The sequence below is a fragment of the Flavonifractor sp. An100 genome, from assembly GCF_002161175.1.
Taxonomy (GTDB): Bacteria; Bacillota; Clostridia; order Oscillospirales; family Oscillospiraceae; genus Lawsonibacter.
Genome location: NZ_NFMA01000016.1, coordinates 33,425 through 52,722 on the forward strand (window position 1 = coordinate 33,425; position 19,298 = coordinate 52,722).

Sequence of the window (19,298 nt, forward strand, 5' to 3'; positions counted from 1 at the left end):
AAGACGGATAGGGGGGTATCAATCCACCATATTGTGGTACAGGAAGGTGACAACCTGGGCCCGGGTGCAGGTGGCATCCGGGGAGAAGGTGTAGGTGCCGGTACCGCTGGTAATGTCGTTGGCAACAGCCCAAGCGACAGCTTGTGCGTAGTAGGCGTCGGTCGCTACGTCGTAGAAGGAGCTGTCTGCCTTGGCGCTGGGACGGCCCTCAGCCTGCCACAGGAAGGTGACAATCTGAGCCCGGGTGCAGGTGGCGTTGGGGGCGAAGGTGGTAGCAGTAGCGCCACTGGTGATGCCCTGCTCATAGGCCCAGAGGACGGCGTCGTAGTAATAGTCGTCGGAGGAGATATCCGTAAAGGGATTTTGCGTGGATTTGGGCTGGGGACGACCGAAGGCCTGCCACAGGAAGGTGACCACCTGACCGCGGGTACATCCGGCGTCGGGGGAGAAGGTGGTGGCACTGGTTCCGCTGGTAATGCCATTCTCCACCGCCCATTTGACCGCGTCATAGTAGTAGGCGCTAGTAGGTACGTCGGTAAAGTCCAGAGCGCTGCTCTCCTCTACTTTTTGGAAGGTGGCCTCTACCGTGGCCCGGATGCTGGGCATGGTAAAGGTGTACTGGTTGTCATCCTTCTGGGAGAGCTTGATGGTATCCCCGTTGCGGTCGGTGACAATCAATTCATCCAGCTCATACCCCTCGTTGGGCTTAACGGTAATGGTAACGGTGTCGCCCTTAGAGGCGCTGCGGGGCGATACGGTGATCTTGCCGTGGCCGTCCGTCTTAACGATGATGTTGACGGAGCTGCTGCCACCGCCGCCGCCGCTGGAGCGGGCATAGGGGGTAATGGATCCAGTGAGCACGTTGTAGTTGTCCGTGTCATCGGGTACAAAGGTCCAGCCATAGGCGGTGTTGGCGGTGACGATTGTGGCGTCGCCGTCATTCCAGGTGAGGGTACCCTCAGCGGGGAGAATGGTGCCGATGTTCAAAGCGGCGTCTGCCAGAGTTTTGCCCTCCTGGGTGATGGGGGTGTAGCCCGGCTTACCGGAAGGATCCGCCTTCTGGATGGTGACCAAAATGGTGGCCTCTACAGGGGCATAGGTTTCAAGGTCGTCGGGGGTGAAGATGACAACGACAGGCTGGATGCCGGCAGAGACAGGGGCGCTGTCGGCCTGGAAGCTCCAGGTACCCGGGACCTCCACACCGTCATAGGTGGCGGTGCCATGAATGACGTCCTGGGAGAGAGCCTGGCCGGAGTAGGTGACGGAGATGTTCTCCACGTCTACCACGGGGACGTACTCGTAGACCACATTGACCTTCATGGTAGCAGTGGAGTCGGCAAAGTTGGTGGAGGTAATGAGGATGGGCGCCTGGGCGGTCTTACCCACGTCGGTCTCCCAGTCCAGGCCCTCCTTCAACGCGAAGGTCAGAGCGCTGGAGGCTCCGTCCATAGCAGTTCCGGCGGCCAGAATATTTCCGTCATCCAGGATCTGACCCAGGGTGTAAGCCAGGTTTCCTGCGTCGGCGGGGAGCACGTTGGCGGCCGAGGCGGTTTTCAGGCTGGTGTCGTCAAAGCGGACGTTGATGGTCTGGGTGATGTCCTTGCCGGGGGCCTGGGTAATTACCCCATCCGCCAGGGAGAAGGAACCGTCAGAGAGCACGTAGTTGGCGGTTTTGGCGGTGTTCTTCAGGGTGACCGTGCCGGTGATGGTCTTGTCGGTGCCGGCGTTGGCGTCGGCATAGCTGGCAGTAAAGGTGTAGTCGGCGCCGGGAGTCAGCGTGTCCTGACCCACCAGACCCTGGAAGGTCACGGTTACATCAGCATCGGTGGTGCCGTCATAGGTCTTTTCGCTGGCGGTTGCCTGGACCGTCAGGGGCTTCTTGGCCACGGTCAGCTTGTAGCTCACCGAGGTCTCAGCCCAGGTGCCTTCCACCGTGGCCGCGGTGGCGGTAATGGTGGTCTCGCCGGTGGCCAGAATGGTCACCTGTCCGTTGGCGTCCACGGTGGCCACCTGCTGATTGCTGCTGGAGTAGGAGATAGCGCCGCCGCCCTGGGAGGAGTTGGTGGCCACATTGGTGAAGGCGGGGTCGCCGTAAGTGGCGGTCCGATCGCCAGCTTCGGCAAAGGCAATCTCCTGGGGCGGCAGATCGATGACCTTTACCTGGAAGGACTTGCTGGCAACGTTGATGTTGTTGTCGCCGGGATAAGAGACAGTAATGGTGGCCTCTCCGGCGGCAATGCCCTTCACGGTGACGTTGCCCTGAGAATAGGTCACGGCAGCTGCCTTCTCATTGCTGCTGGTGACGGTGATAGGTAGAACGGTCTCACCCAGCTTGGCGGAGGCGGGGACCGTTTTCTCCGTGTTGATGATCACTGTGAGGGGATCGGCCTCGGGAGTGACCGTCAGTACGGGATTAGCTTTTTGGATGGTGAAGGAGAGGGATTTGGTACCAAAGTTGTTCTCATCCTCGTAGGTGGCGGTGACGGTGTAGGTGCCGGCATCCTTGACGGTATCGGACAGGGTCACGGCCTGAGCGGTGCCCCCGTCCTGGGAGAGGGTGTAGGTGATGGCACCGCTGCCGGCAGAGCAGGTTGCCTCGTTGACAAAGCTGCTCAGGGCCATGTCCAGGCCGGTGTAAGTCGCTTCGGCCTGCTTGGCGGTAAAGGTGATCTGATCGCTGACGTCGATCTTGCCGGCAAACTTCCACTGGGCGGTGAGGGTGCTGTCGGCGGTGGGGATGAACTCATAGTCAACGGCTACTGTGGACTTGCCCATCTGATAGCCGGTCAGGTCATGGCCGGTGTAGGTAAAGTTCTGTTCCGCCAGCTTGACGTGGGCGGGATAGGCCTGGGAGAGGGTGACGCTCTTCTGGCCGTTGGCGGTGCCGCCGTTGCCGTTGATGGTGGTGGTGTAGGTCTTGGGGTAGAATTCCAGGGACTGGGGGGTGATGCCCACCATGGTTTTTTTCATTTCAATGTGCGTGCCCACGACGTTGGATTCGCTGGACATGTAAGACACCGCGGCGGAATTGGTCGCGCTGCCCCGCTTCAGGGTCATGTGTACCGTGCTGGTGGACGAAGCCGCGTCCTCACCATTTCCTACGTATAGGCTGTTGCAGTAGGCAGCGGCAGAGGAAGAGCCGCCGGTGATAGTGCCGTCGGCGTCCAGCCAGACCAGCAGGGAGCGCACGCCGTAGCCGCCGCTGCCGGAGCCGCCGGTAATGGAGACCGAGCTGCTGCCCACGCGGCCATCATAATGCTGTTTTCCGGCTGCATCTGTCCAGAGCTGCTCCCGGTCGTTGATCAGAATGCCTCCGTTGCTGTCAATGCCGCAGCCGTTCTTACCGCCCTTGACGGTGAACTGGGCATTGTTGAGGCGGATGAGGGTGGTGCCGCAATAGGAGGCGATGCCGTCTGGATTGAGCTGGCCGCCCACGGAGATGGCGTCGCCGTTGCCCGAGCTGTTGTCCACAGTCAGGGAGCCACCATCCACCCGCACGTCCAGGTTGGTGGGATTGGAGGGAGTGGAGTTGGTGGAGGGGGTGACGGAGATCCCTCTTAGGGATACGTTGCCGTTGGTGTAAAGGATCAAATCACCGGTCACGGTGATACGGCCGTAGGAGCCTGCGGACAGGCTGAGCAGCCGCTCGCTGGAGTCATAGGTCCAGCCGGTTCCGGATTGGTCCGACTCGCCGTAGTACAGCGAGATGTTTTCCCCACCGGCGGCGCTGGCCGAAATCGGCAGAGCCAGGGAACACAGCAATACGATTACCAGATTGAAAGCCAGCAATCGCAGCCTGGGTTTTGTTGTTTGCCTCATGTTGAAATATCCTCCTTCGCAGTTTGGGAATTGATATCAGCCTCGCACAAAGCGAGGAATATCCAGAATAGTGTGGTCAGAGCGGCGCAACTGACGGTAAAGCAGATCTGAATCAGGTAGCCCACTGTGCCCGATAAAAGGACCAGTACGGCGGGGGAGAGGTGCCGGCGCAGGGAACGCAGCCAGCACACCAATCCGGCCAGGTAGAAGCCAAGAGCGGGGAGTCCCAGGTTAGCGGCGATGTTGAGAAATTCGTTGTGGGCGGAGTCCACATAGGCCTCAATGGTGGTACCGACCTCGGGGACGTAGCGGGAAAAGGTAAAGGTGATGCGCTGGGCCAGTGTGTCCGGCCCTCCGCCCAACAGGGGGTGTTCCCCAATCAGGCGGATCACTTCCTGCCAGATCCGGACCCGGCCGGAGCCGAAGGTGGGGTCTAAGTTTCCGTGGAGAATCTGGTTCAGTTCATAAAGGGGGCCGGAAGAGAAGGGGATGAGGGAGACGCAGGCCAGTCCCAAAGCGGCCAGGACGGCTATACCCATGGTCAGGCAGTGGAAGAGCAGCTTGGAAGGGGGCTGCTGCAAGGGTGGGATAGGGTTATGCCGAGCCAGCAACAGCCCAACCAGGCTGAGGGCGATCCCCCCGACCAGGAGGAGTGCGCTCACGGGAGAAACAATCAGAGTCAGCGGCTGTTCCCGGTCCGCGTATAGCAGCTTTCCAAGCCCCAGACAGGCGGCAAGAATCCCTACAGCCTGAGCTCCCCGGGGCCAGAGGGAGGAGCGGCTGTAAAACAGAGGGAGGGTGAGAAGGAGTGCACCTGCCAGTCCCACGTATCCGGCGTCCACATCGGCCAAAGCCAGCAGGAGGGCGCCTCCTCCCAGAAAGACCAGCAGGGGAGTGCGGCCGCTGGTGAGAAAGGCACCATAACAGACCGGTATGGTCAGGCACAAGAAGCCGCCCAACAGATCCACATTGCCCAGCGTGCCCAAAAACCGCCCATTGTACAGGACGAAGGCGTCATGGAAGGTGACGTCGGGGGGGAACAGGTGCAAGGGATTGAACCCGGCATATTGGGCCAGGGCCAGACCCAGGTTGATCAGGACCACTGTTCCCAGCAGATAAGCAAGCCAGGTGTTCCAACGCCCGTAGGAGGAGACGGTCCAGTAGATTAAAAGACATAGAAGGAGAAAGCACAGCCCCTCATACCGGCTGCTGCCCAGCCAGACGCGGTCATAGGGGGAACATACCGCGGACAGGATGCACCAGATTCCGTACAACAGGAAGCAAATCCGGGCGGTAGAGCACTTAGCCAACGGGGCAAGCTGTACAGACAGCGGGCACTGGCCGGTGATGGCCAATTCCAGAGCAGCAAGAAGGAGGACGACCAGGTACGCCAGGGAAATGCCCGTACACACAAAAAAAGAACAGCGGCCTAGGGCCTCATAGCCGCTCAGGGCGGGAAGGAGCAGGACGACCGAACACATCAGTGCCAAATAGCCCTGGGTTACCCGTGTCAGAGCGGCGGTAGGGCGGGGCTGAGACTTGGTATGGGAGGGCAAAGAATCACCGCCTTGCCTGTGGAAATAGATCAAAACAGAGTCTTTTCATTTTCGGAAAAGAGTTTATCATTGAGGTGCTGCAGCGGTATGTGGTGCAGCAGTGAGAAGCTAATCATGGCGTCCCGCTTGAGCCGGGGGTAGAGGGGGGCATAACCGGCCAGCTTCAGCATCTGCTGGGTCTCCTCCAGGGTGGCGTCCAACCCAATGCACAGGCATAAAAGCCGGTCCCGGGAGGGGTTGCGCCGCCCAGAAAATACCTGATGCAGATATACCTCGCTCATCCCCGCCTGGCGGGCCAGGGCGGCCTTGCTTATGCTCTTTCGCTCATACAGTTCGTTGAGCAGATGGGCGGCATTTTGCCGGGAAAAATAGGGGCTGTTGTCCTTAATGTAGTCGTCCAGGTTGTCCTGCCGCATCAGTTCCTGATTGAGGTCATCTGTGGATTTTTCCTGCATCGATATTCCACCCCCTTTACTTCTGGGAAAAAATTGTTTATACTAAATCTACAACATTTCATACGGCAAAACAATATTCCGGGTGCATAGTGCACAAGGTTTTGGAGGCGATTCCCATTTACGATTGGCTGTGGAAGGTTTTGCAGGAGGAATATGATCCGGTCCGGGTCATTAAGGAGAGCAACCGGGGCAGTGTCAGTCTGATCCGCCACAAAAAGAGCGGGCAGAAGCTGATCCTCCGGCGGTTTACCGGAAATCCCGAGGTCTACCGGACGTTATTGGACTACACCTGTCCCAATTTACCTACCATATTGGAAGTGGCTGTGCAGGGGGATCAGGTGCTGGAACTGGAGGAGTTTATTGAGGGCGACACCCTGGGATATCTGCTCCAGGGTGCCCTTTTTTCACAAGAGGAGACCCGGAAGATTGTGCTGCAGGTGTGCCGGGCGCTGTGGGTGCTCCATTCCATCGGGGCGGTCCATCGGGATGTAAAGCCGGAGAATATCATCCTGCGGGGGAAGGAGGCGGTGCTCATCGACTTTGACGCCGCCCGGTTCCATAAGCCCGAGCTGGATACCGACACCCAGATTCTGGGCACCACCGGCTTTGCTGCGCCGGAGCAGTACGGCCTGTCCCAGTCGGATATCCGTACGGATATTTATGCGGTGGGCATCCTGATCAATGTAATGCTCACCGGCCAGCACCCCTCCAAACAGCTGGCGGAAGGGCGGATGGGACGGATTGTGGACCGCTGTACCCATGTCAACCCTCAGAGGCGGTATAAAAACGTGCTGCGGCTGATGGAGGCGCTGTGATATGGTGGACCTGACGAAGACATGCCCCTACTGCGGCGCACAGCTGCCGGCGGGGGCATCCTTTTGCCCCCGGTGTGCCCGGAGTATCCGGGCACAAAAAACCATCCAGCCCCCGTCCCACCTGTGGGGCAAGGTCCTGCGGTGGGGACTGGCGGCGGCGGTGGCAATCGCGGTGGTGGCCGGGGTGGTGTATGCCCAAATGCCCAAGACCTATGAGGGCCTGGCCGAGGTGATCTATACCGACCGGGACGGCACCTATCAGTTGATCCTGGGGGCGGGGGAGGAGCGCTTTACTCCGGTGCCGGAGTATACGGAGCAGTTTGCCCGGGACGTTCTGGGACGGATGCCCTCCCGGCTGTTTATCAACCATGTGGACAGCGGAGCCAACGCCGGAGACATCTTCCTGCAGAAGGTGGAGTCGGTCACCGCCGAATTTAAAGACCAGGGGGACAACCCCAGCCCCATGATCTGTGATCCTCCGGCCCCGGCGGACTATTCCAAGGATGCGGCCCTGGTGTCCCGGCTGAGCTTTACCGGCGAGAGCGGGACAGAGGAGCTGGTATGGACCCTGAACATGAAAAACGGGGACACCATCCGTCTGCGGCAGTACATCATCATCACCCCTCTGGAAACCTATGAATACCACTACCAGGATTATCCCATGAACACGGCGGAGGAGCTGCAGGCTTTGGTGGACCAGGTTTCCAAGGAGGTGGAGATGCCCAACGAGGTGCATTTCTACCTGCCGCCGGTGACCTATGAAGGGGGGCTTTCCATCGGGGACCGGCCCATCAACCTCCACGGCTGCACCGATGGTCCCCAGCGCACTACCTTCACGGACACGGTTTCTCTGGTTGCCCAGAATGGCCCCATCTCCTACTTCTATGACATTGACTTTGTGGGGAATGGAGAGGGGATTGGGGTGTCCGCCTCCGCCCGGTTCTGGGGAGAGGGCTGCTCCTTCACCGGCTGGAAGACCGGAGTGCTGGGCTACGGAGACGTGTGGGTGAACGTGATCGCCTGCCAGTTCCGGGACAATGAGGTGGGCTTTCACTTCAACAGCGAGGGCGAGTACGCCAGCCACACCATGTTTAACGAGAATCTCTTCCAGAATAACGGCACCGCCGTTTTGCTGGAGCGGGTGCCCACCGATACGGTAATGAATTTCCAGGGCTCCCGGTTCACCGGAAACGGCATCGACATCGACAACCGAAGCAACCAGCCTATTGATATTACCAAGGCGATCATCGAATGAAGTGCAAACGACTCAACAGGGAGGAATCCATATGTCCCGCTCGTGTCCCCACTGCGGCTTCCCTCTGCCTGACGAGGCCGCTTTTTGCCCCCGCTGCGCCCAGACGCTCCGCCCCCGTAAAACCCTGAGGCAGCCGATTCCCCTGCGCAAACGGGTGATGGTGGGGCTCCTGGTCCTAGTGTTGGCCGCGGCCGGAGGCGTGTGGATGTATTTGGCCACCCGCCCCCAGGTCTTTGACGGGCAGGCCGAGGTGGTTTACACCCATAAAGGGACCACCTACCAGCTCATCCTGGCCTGGAACCGGGACCCCAACAGCCTTGCCCCCAAAATCTATCTCAGCGAGGAAGCGGGTGGAGACTTTACCTGGCCCTCCCGGTGGTACGTCAATTACAAGGACAGCGGACTCAACGCCGCCCCGGAATTTTTGGAACTGGTGGACCATGTGACCACAGAAATCCGTTTGGGGGAGGCAGGGGCCTGTCCCATGGAGGCCTCTCAGCCCGCTCCGGATGGCTATGATCGGGAAGCGGCCATGATATCCTTTATCCACTTCATCTGCGGCACCGATACCAACCAGGTGGTCTGGACCATTCATATGAAGAATGGAGATGTGATCCGGCTGCGTCAGGATATGATCATTACCGCCACCCAAACCCACGAAATTCGGCCTGAGGACTACCCCATGAACACCACCCAGGAGCTTCAAGCTCTGGTGGACCGTTTGGCGGAGGAAATTCCTCAGGAGGACCAGATTGAAATTTATCTTCCTCCGGTGACCTACCAAGAGATGCTGGTGCTGGAGCGGCGGGGAATGAATTTCCACGGCTGCACCGATGGCACGGGGCGCACCGCCTTTGCCGGTGGGGTACAGATCCGGTACGAAGGGGGTGCTATCTCCTTCTTCTACGACCTGGATTTCCCGGGGGAGGGGGGAGGCATCGGGCTGTCCGCTGCTTCCCGGGCCTGGGCGGTCGCCTGCTCCTTCGCTAACTGGAGGACAGGAGTGCTGTCCTACGGCGGAAACTCCTGGGTGAACACCACCGAATGCCAGTTTGCGGACAACCAGATCGGCCTCCACATCAACAGTACCCGGTCGGGAATCTCCGACACCCGGTTTTTGGACAATCAGTTTACCGGCAACGGGACCGCTGTGGTGTTGGAGAACGTGCCTGGGGATGATACCCTTTCCTTTGATGGCTGTGTATTTACTGAAAATGGGGTGGATTTGGACAATCTCTGCGGTCATGGGGTGGACCTATCTCAGGCTGTCGTGGAACCGTAGCCAATATAAGTTGCAATAAAAAACGAGGAGACGCGCATTTGAACGTGAAGTTCAAAGCGCGTCTCCTCATTTAAGGTAAGAGAGAAAGTTACATTGCCTTCAAGGACAGCTTCTCCCGCTGGGCGATGGGCTCCAGTTCAGCCAGGAGCTCCTTGGCCAGATCCTGATACTCACCGTCGGTGAGATGGACCACAGGCAAGGTGTCGGTGAAGGGACCGCCCCACTGCAGGCCGTCTACCTGCTTGGGGACCAAATGGACGTGGAAGTGGGAGACCTTATCGCCATAGATGGCGTAATTGATCTTCCCGGCCTTGGTGAGGTTGGCGATGGCTTCCGCCACCGCGGAGACCTCGGCAAAAAATCCGTTGCGCTGCTCGGCGGAGAGCTGGAAAATCTCGTCCTTGTGCTCTTTCAGCGCCACAATGCAGCGGCCACGGTGCTTCTGGTCCCGGAACAGATAGACATGGGACCAGGTCATTTCCGCCATGGGGATCATCAGATCCAGCAGCCGCTGGTCTTTGGTACAGTAGAAGCAATCCATACCCATACCTCGTTTCCTCAATTACTTTTGCAGCAGATGGACCGCGAAGCCGCCGAACTCGTCCTTCAGATACACGGCGGTCATCCGGTCGCCCTTGAACTTGGCGGTCTCGGGATCCACCACGAAGCCCCGCTTCTCCAGCTCAGCCACAGCCACGGTAATGGAGTTGGTGCGCACGGCGATGTGGCCGTTCTTGCCCAGGTACATGGACTTCATCACCTCGATGGCGGAGGTGGAGAAGTTGGAGGAGTTGCCGGTCTTGGTCTCGAAGTCAAAGGCCTTGTTGAGCTGCTCGCACACAGCCATGGAGTCCTCGGCGTTCTGGCAGTTGATGCCGATGTGAGCCACCTCAAAGCCCATGATGGAGGCCCGAGCCTGCTTGCACAGAGCGGTGATCTTGTCGAAGTTGCCGGCAGCGATATCTGCCTTGGCGCACACCCAGCTGCCGCCCACGGCGTGGATGAAGGGGGCGGAGATGTACTCGCCCACGTTGTTGCCGTTGACACCGCCGGTGGGGATGAACTTGATGCCGCCGAAGGGGCCGGAGAGGGCCTTCATGGCGTTCAGGCCGCCGTAGACGTTGGCGGGGAAGAACTTAATCACCTTCAGACCGTGGCTCATAGCGGCCATGATCTCAGTGGGGGTGACGCAGCCGGGGGTGACGGCAATGCGGTTCTCCACACACCAGGCCACCACTTCGTCGTTGTAGCCGGGGGCGACGATGAACTTGGCGCCGCACTCCACAGCCTTCTTGCACTGCTCCAGGGTGATCACGGTACCGGCGCCCACCAGCATGTCGGGGCAGTTCTCGGCCACGGCACGGATGGAGTCGGCGGCGGCGGCGGTGCGGAAGGTGATCTCCATCACATCCACGCCGCCAGCCAGCAGGGCGTTGGCAGTGGGGACGGCATCCTTGGCGTCATCCAGAACGACAACAGGAACCAGACCGGCGCGGGCCAAACGATCGAGGATTTCCATAGTAAAGCTCTCCTTTTTATACGCGTTTGCGCTTACAGTTTGTTAACCGGATAGACAGGGGCCACACCGGTCAAGGCGTTAATGATGTTCTGAGCGGACTTGGTCTTCAGCTCCTGGACGGCCTCCACGGTGCTGTAGGCGGTGTGGTCGGTGAGGACCACGTTGTCCAGCTTCCGGTAGCCGGAGTCGGCGGGAATGGGCTCCACGCAGTGGGTGTCCAGGCCGGCAGCCAGGATCTTGTGGTTCTCCAGGGCCTCAATGAGAGCCTCGTCGTTGACCAGGGGACCACGACCGGTGTTGACCAGGATGGCGGTGGGCTTCATCAGAGCCAGAGTCTCCTTATTGATCATACCGGTGGTCTGGGGGGTGACGGGCATGTGGAGGGAGAGGAAGTCGCACTGGCTCATGACCTCATTGAGCTCAGCCTTCTCAGCGCCCAGAGCGGCACAGGCCTCAGCGGGGACATAGGGATCGTAAACCAGAACCTTGGAGAAGCCGAAGCCAGAGCACTTCTTCACCAGGGCACGGGCGATGCGGCCGAAGCCCAGCACGCCCAGAACCTTGCCGCTGAGACGGAAGCTGGTGCCGTGGATGTTCCACTCACCCTGGCGGACCTTGCGGTCCCGCAGAGCGGTCTGGCGCAGACAGCTCATCATCAGGGCCAGAGCGTGGTCAGATACGTCCTCGGCGCAGTAGTCGGGTACGTTGGTGACCTGAATGCCCTTGGCGGTGCAGGCGTCCACAGCAACGTTGTCAAAGCCCACGCCGTAGCGGTTGATGATCTTGCAGTTGTTCAGAGCCTGAACAGCCCTCTCGGTCATGGGGGCCATGTCCAGCAGAATGCCGTCGGCATCGGCGCACTCGCGGATGATATCCTCGTCGGTGACGCACTGGCAGACCTTCAGCTCGGCGTCGATGGAAGCCAACATATCCCGCTCGATGTCATAGCTCTCGTGGCGACCGTCGGTCACATAAACTTTATATTTTGCCATAATGGGTTCATCTCCTAAAGAATACGATATTACTTTACCAGGTAGCCGCCGTCCACGGGGATCACAGCGCCGTTGAGGTAGTCGGAAGCGGCGGAGGCCAGGAAGATGGCGGTACCCTTCATGTCGGCGCCGGTGCCCCAGCGGCCGGCAGGAATGCGGTCGGTGATGGTCTTGAAACGGGGGTTCTCAGGATCGGTGAGGGCGGTGTTCATGTCGGTGTCCATGTAGCCGGGGGCGATGGCATTGATGTTGATGCCCTTGCTGGCCAGCTCGTTGCACATGGCCTTGGTGAACTGAGCTACGCCGCCCTTAGAAGCGGCATAGGCGGGGACGGTCTGGCCGCCGAAGAAGCTGAGCATGGAAGCAATGTTGATGATCTTGCCATAGGGAACGTCCTTCTTCAAGAACTCCCGGGCGGCCATCTGGCTCAGATCGAAGGGGGCGGTGAGGTTGACCTCGATGACGTCGTTCCAGTCCTCCATGGGGAAGTTGGGGCTCTCATAGCGGCGCTGAATGCCAGCGGCGTTGATGATGATGTCCAGTCCACCCAGCATCTCCACAGCCTTCTCAAAGGCGGCCTTGCGCTGGTCGGCCTTGGCCAGGTCCACCTTCAGACCCTTGCAGTCCAGACCCTTGTCGCAGAAGGACTTGGCCACATCGTGTACCTTGTCGCTGGTGCCGAAGATGACCACGGTGGCACCGGCCTCCATCAGGCCCTCGGCCATGCTCTTACCCAGACCGCGGGTGCCGCCAGTTACGATAGCCTTTTTACCGGTCAAATCAAATAAGTTCGTCATAATGATCGTTCCTTTCAAACCAGTGGTCTGCCCTTATAGAGGGCAGAGTAGAATAATGGATTGAGATCCGCCTTGTCTGGACGGGCGGAGGAAGAGGAAGGGGGGATCTCGTGGGAGATCCGCCCCCTTGTGAACGGTAGTATAAATTAGCGCTCGGAGTTAAAGTTTTCCAGAGCGGGGTCCAGAACAGCCAGGTTGTAGCTGCGGCTGGAGTGGCGCAGAGCGGCCAGAGCCCAGAAATAGGCGTTGCGGGTGCCGGGGCTGGCCACGGTGGGGTGATAGCCGCAGGGAGCCTGAACGAAGGTGCCGCTGTGGACAGTATGGGTGACGATGTCCTCCACGTCCCCGGACTTCAGATAGCTGATGTGGAAGCCGAAGTGGGGCAGGGGCATGTCCATGTAGCAGTAGACCTCCTCCAGGTCCTTCTCGTGCTGATGGGGGGGCCAGCTGGTCCAGGAGCCCTCGCCGCCCCAGGTGACGCCGCAGATCAGACGGGAGGCCTCGTCCTTGTCGGACAGGGTCATCATGACCTCGCGCTGGCCGATGCCGCTGCCGTGGATCTGGTGGATGTCGCCCAAAGGCTGAGAGAGGTCAAAGCTGCGGAAGAAGGCCTTGCCGAATCCCTCGTACTTGGCGCCGGCGATGTAGAGCACGCTGTCCTCCAGGGCGGTAATGGTAACAGAGTCGTTGCCGGGGATGTAGAAGGCGTCGTACTGCTTCATCGTCTCATTGAGCACGGCGTGGCCGGAGAGCTGGACAGAGCCGGAGATCAGCACGGGGTGCATCTCCAGTTCGCCGGACTCCAGGGTGTGGCTCTGCCCTTTGAGCAGATTCAGACGGTAGACATGGGCCTCTTTGCACTCGCAGGTCTCGGGCGTGATGACGGCGTGGAAGCCAGGCTCCTCAGGGGACTGGATGCTCCACTTTTCCATGCGGGCTTTGTTATCCAAGTTACGCATTATGTATATGCCTCCTTAAAACAATGGAAGAAAGGGTGGGACGTTACTTAACAAGGAACAGGCTGAGCTGGGGGAAGAGAACCACGGCGAAGAAGACGGCCACATAGCCGATGAAGAAGGGGACCTGTCCCTTCACGATCTCGCCCATGCTCAGCTTGGAGACGGTAGAGGCGGAGAAGATGTTGACGGCCACAGGGGGAGTCATAGTGCCCACCACGTTGGCGATACATACGATCATACCGAAGTGGATCACATCCACGCCCAGGGACTGGGCGATGGGCCACAGCACGGGGACCAGCAGCACGCAGGTGGCAATGCCTTCCAGGAAGGTGCCGAAGATCAGCAGGATGATGGCCACCACCAGGCAGAACATGGTAGCGCTCAGATGCATGTTCAAAACCAGGTCCACCAGCTGCTTGGAGATGCCGGCGTAGGTGAACAGCCAGGCGAAGGCGGTGGAGGTGGCGATGATGAAGAGAACCATGGAGGCGCCCTTAGCGGAGTCAATAAAGATCTGATACAGGTCAGAAATCTTGATTTCTCTGTAAATAAAGATGCCGGCGATCAGGGACCACACCACGGCGATGGCGGAGGACTCGGTGGGGGTGAGCAGGCCGGAGTAGATACCGCCCAGGATAATGATGGGCAGCATCAGAGCGGGGATGGCGCCCAGGAAGCTGCGGAAGAACTCACCCAGAGGAGGACGCTTGGTACCGGCGGGCCACTTCTCCTTATTGGCGAAGAACAGAACCTCGATGATCAAAACAACCATAATGGTCAGGCCGATGGCCATGCCGGAGGTAAACATATCGCCCACAGAGGCGCTGGTAATGGTACAGTAAACCACCATGACGATGCTGGGGGGGATGATGGGGCCCAGGCCGCCGGAGACAACCAGCAGGCCGGCAGTGCGGTCCTTGGGGTAGCCCATGCGGACCATGTCGGGATAGAGCATACCGCCGATGGCCACCACGGTGGCGGGGGCGGAGCCGGACAGGGCGGCGAAGAAGCCGCAGGCCACAACCAGGGCCACGGCCATGCCGCCGCGGACGTTGCCGATGAGGGATTGAGCGAAGTCGCAGATCCGACGGGAGATACCGCCCTTACACATCAGGTTGCCGGCCAAAACGAAGAAGGCGATGGCCATGATGGAGGTGGAGTCCAGGCCGCCGAAGATACGCTGGGCAATGATGTTAACGCCTACGCCCACGTCGCCGAACAAAATAGTGACCATGGTAGCCACGCCCAGGGACAGGGCGATGGGAACGCTAAGGGCCAAGAGCAGTGCAAAACTGCCGAAAAGAATAATACCGGTCATGCCTGCTCACCTCCCTGAGAGTCGTCTTTCTTTTCCGGAACAAAAATACGAATGAGGTAGTAAATCTGGATAACGGTGATCAGAGCGAAGGCGATGGGCATGGCGGCATAGGGGACAGCCATGGGCATCCGCAGGCCGGGGGAGAGCTGACCGATCTGAATCTGCTTGAGCACCATGGCCCAAGACTCGCTCAGCAGGAAGGCGGAGAAGCCAATCACAATCACCTTAGCAATGACCTGAACGGCCTTACGGGCAGTGCCGTGCAGCTTATCTACCACGGCGGTAACGGAGACCTGGGTGCCGTCGCGCAGGCCCATCTCGGTGCCCAGCATGACCATATAGATCATGGCGTATTTGGCGGCCTCTTCAAAGCCGGTGACGGGGATTTTAAAGATGTTGCGGTTTACGACCTGGATAAAGCAGGCAATGACCATGATCGCGAAGGTGATGATAATGGTCCAGTTTTCGATCTGCTGCAGACCTTTAAATATTTTTTTCATATAACCAGCCTTTCTGGAAAAACGGGAGCCATCGAATGGTGTGTTCGATGGCTCCCGCCTGTCTCATTATAACGGTGGGACTACAGGCGAGTTAGGCGACGCTCTGAATCGCTTCGTCCACAGCGGCCTGCCACTCAGGATCGAAGGTGAAGCCCTTCTCGGCAGCCTTCGCCTGGTAAGCGGCCTTCAGTTCGGCAGTATCAATCTCATGGAAGGTGACGCCCAGCTCTTCCAGCTCAGCGGCGGCACGCTCATTCTCGCTGACCAGCAGATCGCGCTCGTACTCGACGCCGCGCTGAACAGCCTCCATGAAGGGCTGCTGCAGATCCTCAGGGATCTTGTTCCAGGCATCGTCGGACATGCACAGCAGGATGTACACGAAGGCGTGCTGGGTGTTGGTGATGTGCTTGGTGATCTCATAGAAGCCATTGTTCAGGCAGTTGACGGTGGCGTTCTCAGCGGCATCAATGGTGCCCTGCTGCAGAGCGGTGAACACATCGTTGGCGCTCATAGCCACGGGCATAGCGCCGAAGGCCTCAAAGGCGGCCTGGTGATACTGGTTCTCCATGGTGCGGATGGTCACGCCCTGGAAATCGCTGATGGACTCGATGGGCTTGGTGGAGAAGGTGTTACGGAAGCCGGACTCCATGTAGCCGATGACGTGCAGGCCCAGAGCCTCAGCCTTGGCCTCGATCAGGTCGCCCACAGGGCCGTCCACGGCGGCGTGAGCCTGATCGGCGTTGTCCCACAGATAGGCCTGGTCCAGAATGGCCATCTCGGGGATGAAGTTGGTCATAACAGAGTTTGCAGCGGTGGCGATGTCCAGGTTGTTGCCCATGGCCAGCTCCACGGTGTCGCGCTCGCCGCCCAGAGAGCCGCCGGCGACTACTTCGATCTGGATGCGGCCGTCAGTAGCGGCAGCCACTTCCTCAGCGATCTTCAGACCGCCCTGAGCGTAGGGGGAGGACTCGGGGTCCACGAAGGACATCTTGAAGGTGATGGTCTCACCGGAGGCGCTGCTTCCGCCAGCGGAGGAGCCACCAGAGGCGGCGCTGCCAGCCGAGGAAGAGCTGCCGGAGCTGCCGCAGGCGGCCAGAGAGAGAGACATGGCCAGAGCCAGTGCAAGAGCAAGTACTTTTTTCATATTCCTTTTTCTCCTTACCTTAAAATTCGTCAGATAAATTTAAACGGATTTGTCTGACTTATCTGTACATAAGAATACAATCTAATAGGCAAACTGTCAATAGTAAGGTGGTTTAAAATCCAAAAACCAGCGATATAGCCATAAAAAGGAAGTACCTTTTGTGCAAGATACAAATTATTCGTCTGATAAATTTGTTAATTCTTTGACGAGACAAAAAAGTCCCCCGCAGCTTGCCGCTGCGGGGGATCAAAATACATACAGCAATGGACTAGGGAGTGGGGCCAGAGGAGGCGTTCTTTTTCTTTTCCTCCGCTTCCGCTTTGCGGGCAAAGAAATCCCGGCTGGTATTCAGGTGAGCGGCCATACAGAAGCGCGCGCCAATGGCGTCCCGGCGTAAAATGGCGGCCAGAATTTTTTGATGTTCCTCAAAGGTGGCCTGGCGGTAGACGTCTTCCGTCTGCTCAATGGAGAGCTCGATGGAGGAGGTGATCACGGGAATGATGTTTTCCAGCACATGGTTGCCGCTGCATTCCGCAATGCACCGGTGAAAATCAATATCAGCCTGGCGGTAATCCTCGCCTTTCACAATGCACTCCTCCACCAAGGCACAGGCCTGTTTGAGTTTGGTCAGCTGGGCATCGGTGGCCCGATTTACCGCCGCGGCAGCCAGTTCTGGTTCCAGCATCAGGCGCACGTCGCTCAGCTCCAGGGCCGCTTTGGTGCGATCGGCAAAGAAGGTGACGCCTAACGGGTCCTCTGGTACGCCCTTCTCCTGGGAGACAAAAATACCAGAGCCCTGCCGGACTGACAAAATGTTGCGGGTCACCAGCCGACGTACCGCCTCACGAACCGTACTGCGGCCAACGCCCAGCAGCTGAGTCAGCTCTGCCTCTGTGGGCAGCTTGACGCCCGGCTGAAGATCTTTTTCCAGAATCAGGTCAATAATTTGATCGGCCGTGGTATCGACTAAGGTCTTTTGGGAGGAATTTCTGCGACGGGCTGCCATAACAACTCTCTCCAATCCAAGTCCATCCCCAGGTATGGACAGTTGTTGTAATACATGTGAACGCTATGTATTATACGAAACTTTGACTTGACTGTCAAATTTCCGTTTTCTACAGGGTAATATGGATGGAGATAGCCAAACAGGTCAGACCATATAGCCGCCCTTCATGGGGGACTGGGCAGATCGGGAGAAAATGTGGAGGATACCCGAGGAGTATTTATTTTCCTTGGGCTGCCAGTGCTGCTTGCGCTGGGCCAAAATCTCATCCATCTCCTCCGGGGTCTTGGCCTGGCCCTGAACGCCCACCAGCTCCAGCTTGCGGTTGGGGATGTCGATATGGACCAGGTCACCCTCTTCCACCAGGGCGATGGGACCACCCTCGGCGGCCTCAGGGGAGACGTGCCCGATGGAGGGGCCGGTGGAGGCGCCGGAGAAGCGGCCGTCGGTAATTAGAGCGATGGAGCGGCCCAGCTCCGGGTCGGAGGAGATGGCCTCGGAGGTGTAGAACATCTCCGGCATGCCGGAGCCCTTGGGGCCCTCGTAGCGGATGAATACAGCGTCGCCGGGCTGAGTCTCGTGGGTCAAAACGGCGTGGATGGCCTCCTCCTCGCTGTCGAAGGGCCGGGCCCGCAGGGTGGCCTGGAACATCTCTTCGGGGCAGGCGGTGTGCTTGATGACCGCGCCGTCCGGGGCCAGATTGCCCCGCAGAATGGCGATGGCGCCGTTTTCTCCGATGGCGTGGTCAAAGGGATGGATGATGTCCTGCCACTTCAAACCCACCTTGGCACAGTATTCGTCGCAGCGGTCATAGTAGCCGCTGGCCTTCAGCTCGTCCAGATTCTCTCCCAGGGTCTTTCCGGTCACGGTCATAACGTCCAGATGGAGCATGGAGCGGATCTCCTCCATGACCCGGGGCACGCCACCGGCGTAGTAGAAATACTGGGCGGGCCAGTGGCCGGCAGGGCGGATATCCAGCAGGTAGTGGGCGCCCCGGTGCATCCGGTCAAAGAGGTCCGCCTCAAGGGTCAGGCCAAACTCATGGGCGATGGCGGGGATGTGGAGCAGGGAGTTGGTGGAGCCGGAGATGGCGGCATGGACCATGATGGCGTTTTCAAAGGAGTCCATGGTGACGATCTGGCGGGGAGTCAGCCCAGCTTCCGCCAGCTTCATGACCTGGTGACCGGCCCGCTGAGCCACTGTGCGCAGGTCCTGGCAGGTGGCGGGCATGAGGGCAGAGCCGGGCAGCATCAGGCCCAGGGCCTCGCCCATGATCTGCATGGTGGAGGCGGTGCCCATAAAGGAGCAGGCGCCGCAGGAGGGGCAGGCGTGCTGCTTGTACCAGGTCAGCTTCTCCGGGGTGATTTCTCCCCGGGCGCACTGGGCGGAATACTTGCCGATCTGCTCCAGCGTCAGCAGGTCGGGACCGGCGTCCATCACCCCGCCGGTGACCAGAATGGAGGGCATGTTGATGCGGCCGATGGCCATCAGGTGGGCGGGGACGGCCTTGTCGCAGCTGGAGAGGAAGACGCCGCCGTCAAAGGGGGTGGCGTTGGCGTGAATTTCGATGAGATTTGCAATGGTGTCCCGGCTGGCCAGGGAATAATTGATGCCGTCGTGGCCCTGGGCCATACCGTCACAGATGTCGGTGGCGAAATAGCGGGCCGCCTTACCGCCGGCCTCCGCCACCCCCTGGACAGCCTCTTCTACCAGCTCCAGCAGATGGGCGCTGCCGGGATGGCTGTCGCCAAAGGTACTTTCCACCATGATCTGGGGCTTGGATAGGTCCTCCACGGTCCAGCCCATACCCATGCGCAGGGGGTCCTGTTCAGGAGCAATTTTTCGAATTTCTTGACTGATCATATACATACACCTCACGTGACG

Annotated in this window: 16 protein-coding genes; 3 read left to right on the plus strand and 13 right to left on the minus strand. The window is 59.2% G+C overall.

Annotated elements, in window-relative coordinates:
- Positions 1-18: 18 nt before the first annotated feature.
- From B5E43_RS09965 to B5E43_RS09975, 3 genes are read right to left on the minus strand one after another with little or no spacing between them, the layout of a single operon-like run.
- The gene (locus B5E43_RS09965; RefSeq protein WP_087396307.1) at positions 19-3,819 is read right to left on the minus strand and encodes an S-layer homology domain-containing protein; all 3,801 of its coding nucleotides are present in this window, start codon (positions 3,817-3,819) and stop codon (positions 19-21) included.
- Positions 3,816-5,375, minus strand: a complete 1,560-nt coding sequence (locus tag B5E43_RS09970) for an O-antigen ligase family protein (protein ID WP_087396310.1) — start codon at positions 5,373-5,375, stop codon at positions 3,816-3,818. The genes B5E43_RS09965 and B5E43_RS09970 overlap by 4 nt, the downstream gene beginning before the upstream one ends.
- A gap of 29 nt (positions 5,376-5,404) precedes the next feature.
- The gene (locus B5E43_RS09975) at positions 5,405-5,830 is read right to left on the minus strand and encodes a helix-turn-helix transcriptional regulator (protein WP_087396311.1); all 426 of its coding nucleotides are present in this window, start codon (positions 5,828-5,830) and stop codon (positions 5,405-5,407) included.
- 101 nt (positions 5,831-5,931) lie between these two features.
- On the opposite strand from B5E43_RS09975, the gene B5E43_RS09980 reads away from it, so the two are divergent.
- The 3 genes from B5E43_RS09980 to B5E43_RS09990 are packed head-to-tail and all read left to right on the plus strand — an operon-like array spanning position 5,932 to position 9,182.
- Positions 5,932-6,645: a protein kinase gene (locus B5E43_RS09980; RefSeq protein WP_242964791.1), complete on the plus strand. Its 714-nt coding sequence runs from the start codon at positions 5,932-5,934 to the stop codon at positions 6,643-6,645.
- Between the two features lies 1 nt (position 6,646).
- Positions 6,647-7,900, plus strand: a complete 1,254-nt coding sequence (locus tag B5E43_RS09985; RefSeq protein WP_087396313.1) for a zinc-ribbon domain-containing protein — start codon at positions 6,647-6,649, stop codon at positions 7,898-7,900.
- A gap of 31 nt (positions 7,901-7,931) precedes the next feature.
- Positions 7,932-9,182 (plus strand): zinc ribbon domain-containing protein, encoded by a 1,251-nt coding sequence (locus B5E43_RS09990; RefSeq protein ID WP_087396315.1) that lies wholly within the window; start codon positions 7,932-7,934, stop codon positions 9,180-9,182.
- An 88-nt stretch (positions 9,183-9,270) separates the two neighbouring features.
- Here the strand turns inward: B5E43_RS09990 and B5E43_RS09995 are convergent, their stop codons facing one another.
- The 10 genes from B5E43_RS09995 to ilvD form a co-directional block, all read right to left on the minus strand.
- A complete protein-coding gene (locus tag B5E43_RS09995; RefSeq protein ID WP_087396371.1) occupies positions 9,271-9,723 on the minus strand; it encodes an HIT family protein in 453 nt (150 codons plus the stop codon).
- A 21-nt stretch (positions 9,724-9,744) separates the two neighbouring features.
- A complete protein-coding gene (gene eda / locus B5E43_RS10000; protein ID WP_087396317.1) occupies positions 9,745-10,701 on the minus strand; it encodes a bifunctional 4-hydroxy-2-oxoglutarate aldolase/2-dehydro-3-deoxy-phosphogluconate aldolase in 957 nt (318 codons plus the stop codon).
- A gap of 32 nt (positions 10,702-10,733) precedes the next feature.
- Complete coding sequence (locus tag B5E43_RS10005) at positions 10,734-11,693, minus strand: C-terminal binding protein (protein ID WP_087396319.1); 960 nt, start codon at positions 11,691-11,693, stop codon at positions 10,734-10,736.
- A 29-nt stretch (positions 11,694-11,722) separates the two neighbouring features.
- A complete protein-coding gene (locus tag B5E43_RS10010; protein ID WP_087396322.1) occupies positions 11,723-12,490 on the minus strand; it encodes an SDR family NAD(P)-dependent oxidoreductase in 768 nt (255 codons plus the stop codon).
- Between the two features lie 146 nt (positions 12,491-12,636).
- Positions 12,637-13,449, minus strand: coding sequence for a 5-deoxy-glucuronate isomerase (locus tag B5E43_RS10015; protein WP_242964792.1), 813 nt, complete (start codon positions 13,447-13,449; stop codon positions 12,637-12,639).
- Positions 13,450-13,492: 43 nt separating this feature from the next.
- The gene (locus B5E43_RS10020) at positions 13,493-14,767 is read right to left on the minus strand and encodes a TRAP transporter large permease (RefSeq protein WP_087396326.1); all 1,275 of its coding nucleotides are present in this window, start codon (positions 14,765-14,767) and stop codon (positions 13,493-13,495) included.
- Positions 14,764-15,267, minus strand: coding sequence for a TRAP transporter small permease (locus tag B5E43_RS10025; protein ID WP_087396328.1), 504 nt, complete (start codon positions 15,265-15,267; stop codon positions 14,764-14,766). The genes B5E43_RS10020 and B5E43_RS10025 overlap by 4 nt, the downstream gene beginning before the upstream one ends.
- A gap of 91 nt (positions 15,268-15,358) precedes the next feature.
- Positions 15,359-16,411, minus strand: coding sequence for a TRAP transporter substrate-binding protein (locus B5E43_RS10030; RefSeq protein WP_087396330.1), 1,053 nt, complete (start codon positions 16,409-16,411; stop codon positions 15,359-15,361).
- A gap of 268 nt (positions 16,412-16,679) precedes the next feature.
- Positions 16,680-17,417, minus strand: a complete 738-nt coding sequence (locus B5E43_RS10035; protein WP_087396333.1) for a FadR/GntR family transcriptional regulator — start codon at positions 17,415-17,417, stop codon at positions 16,680-16,682.
- Positions 17,418-17,561: 144 nt separating this feature from the next.
- Positions 17,562-19,277, minus strand: coding sequence for a dihydroxy-acid dehydratase (gene ilvD / locus B5E43_RS10040; RefSeq protein WP_087396335.1), 1,716 nt, complete (start codon positions 19,275-19,277; stop codon positions 17,562-17,564).
- Positions 19,278-19,298: the final 21 nt, after the last annotated feature.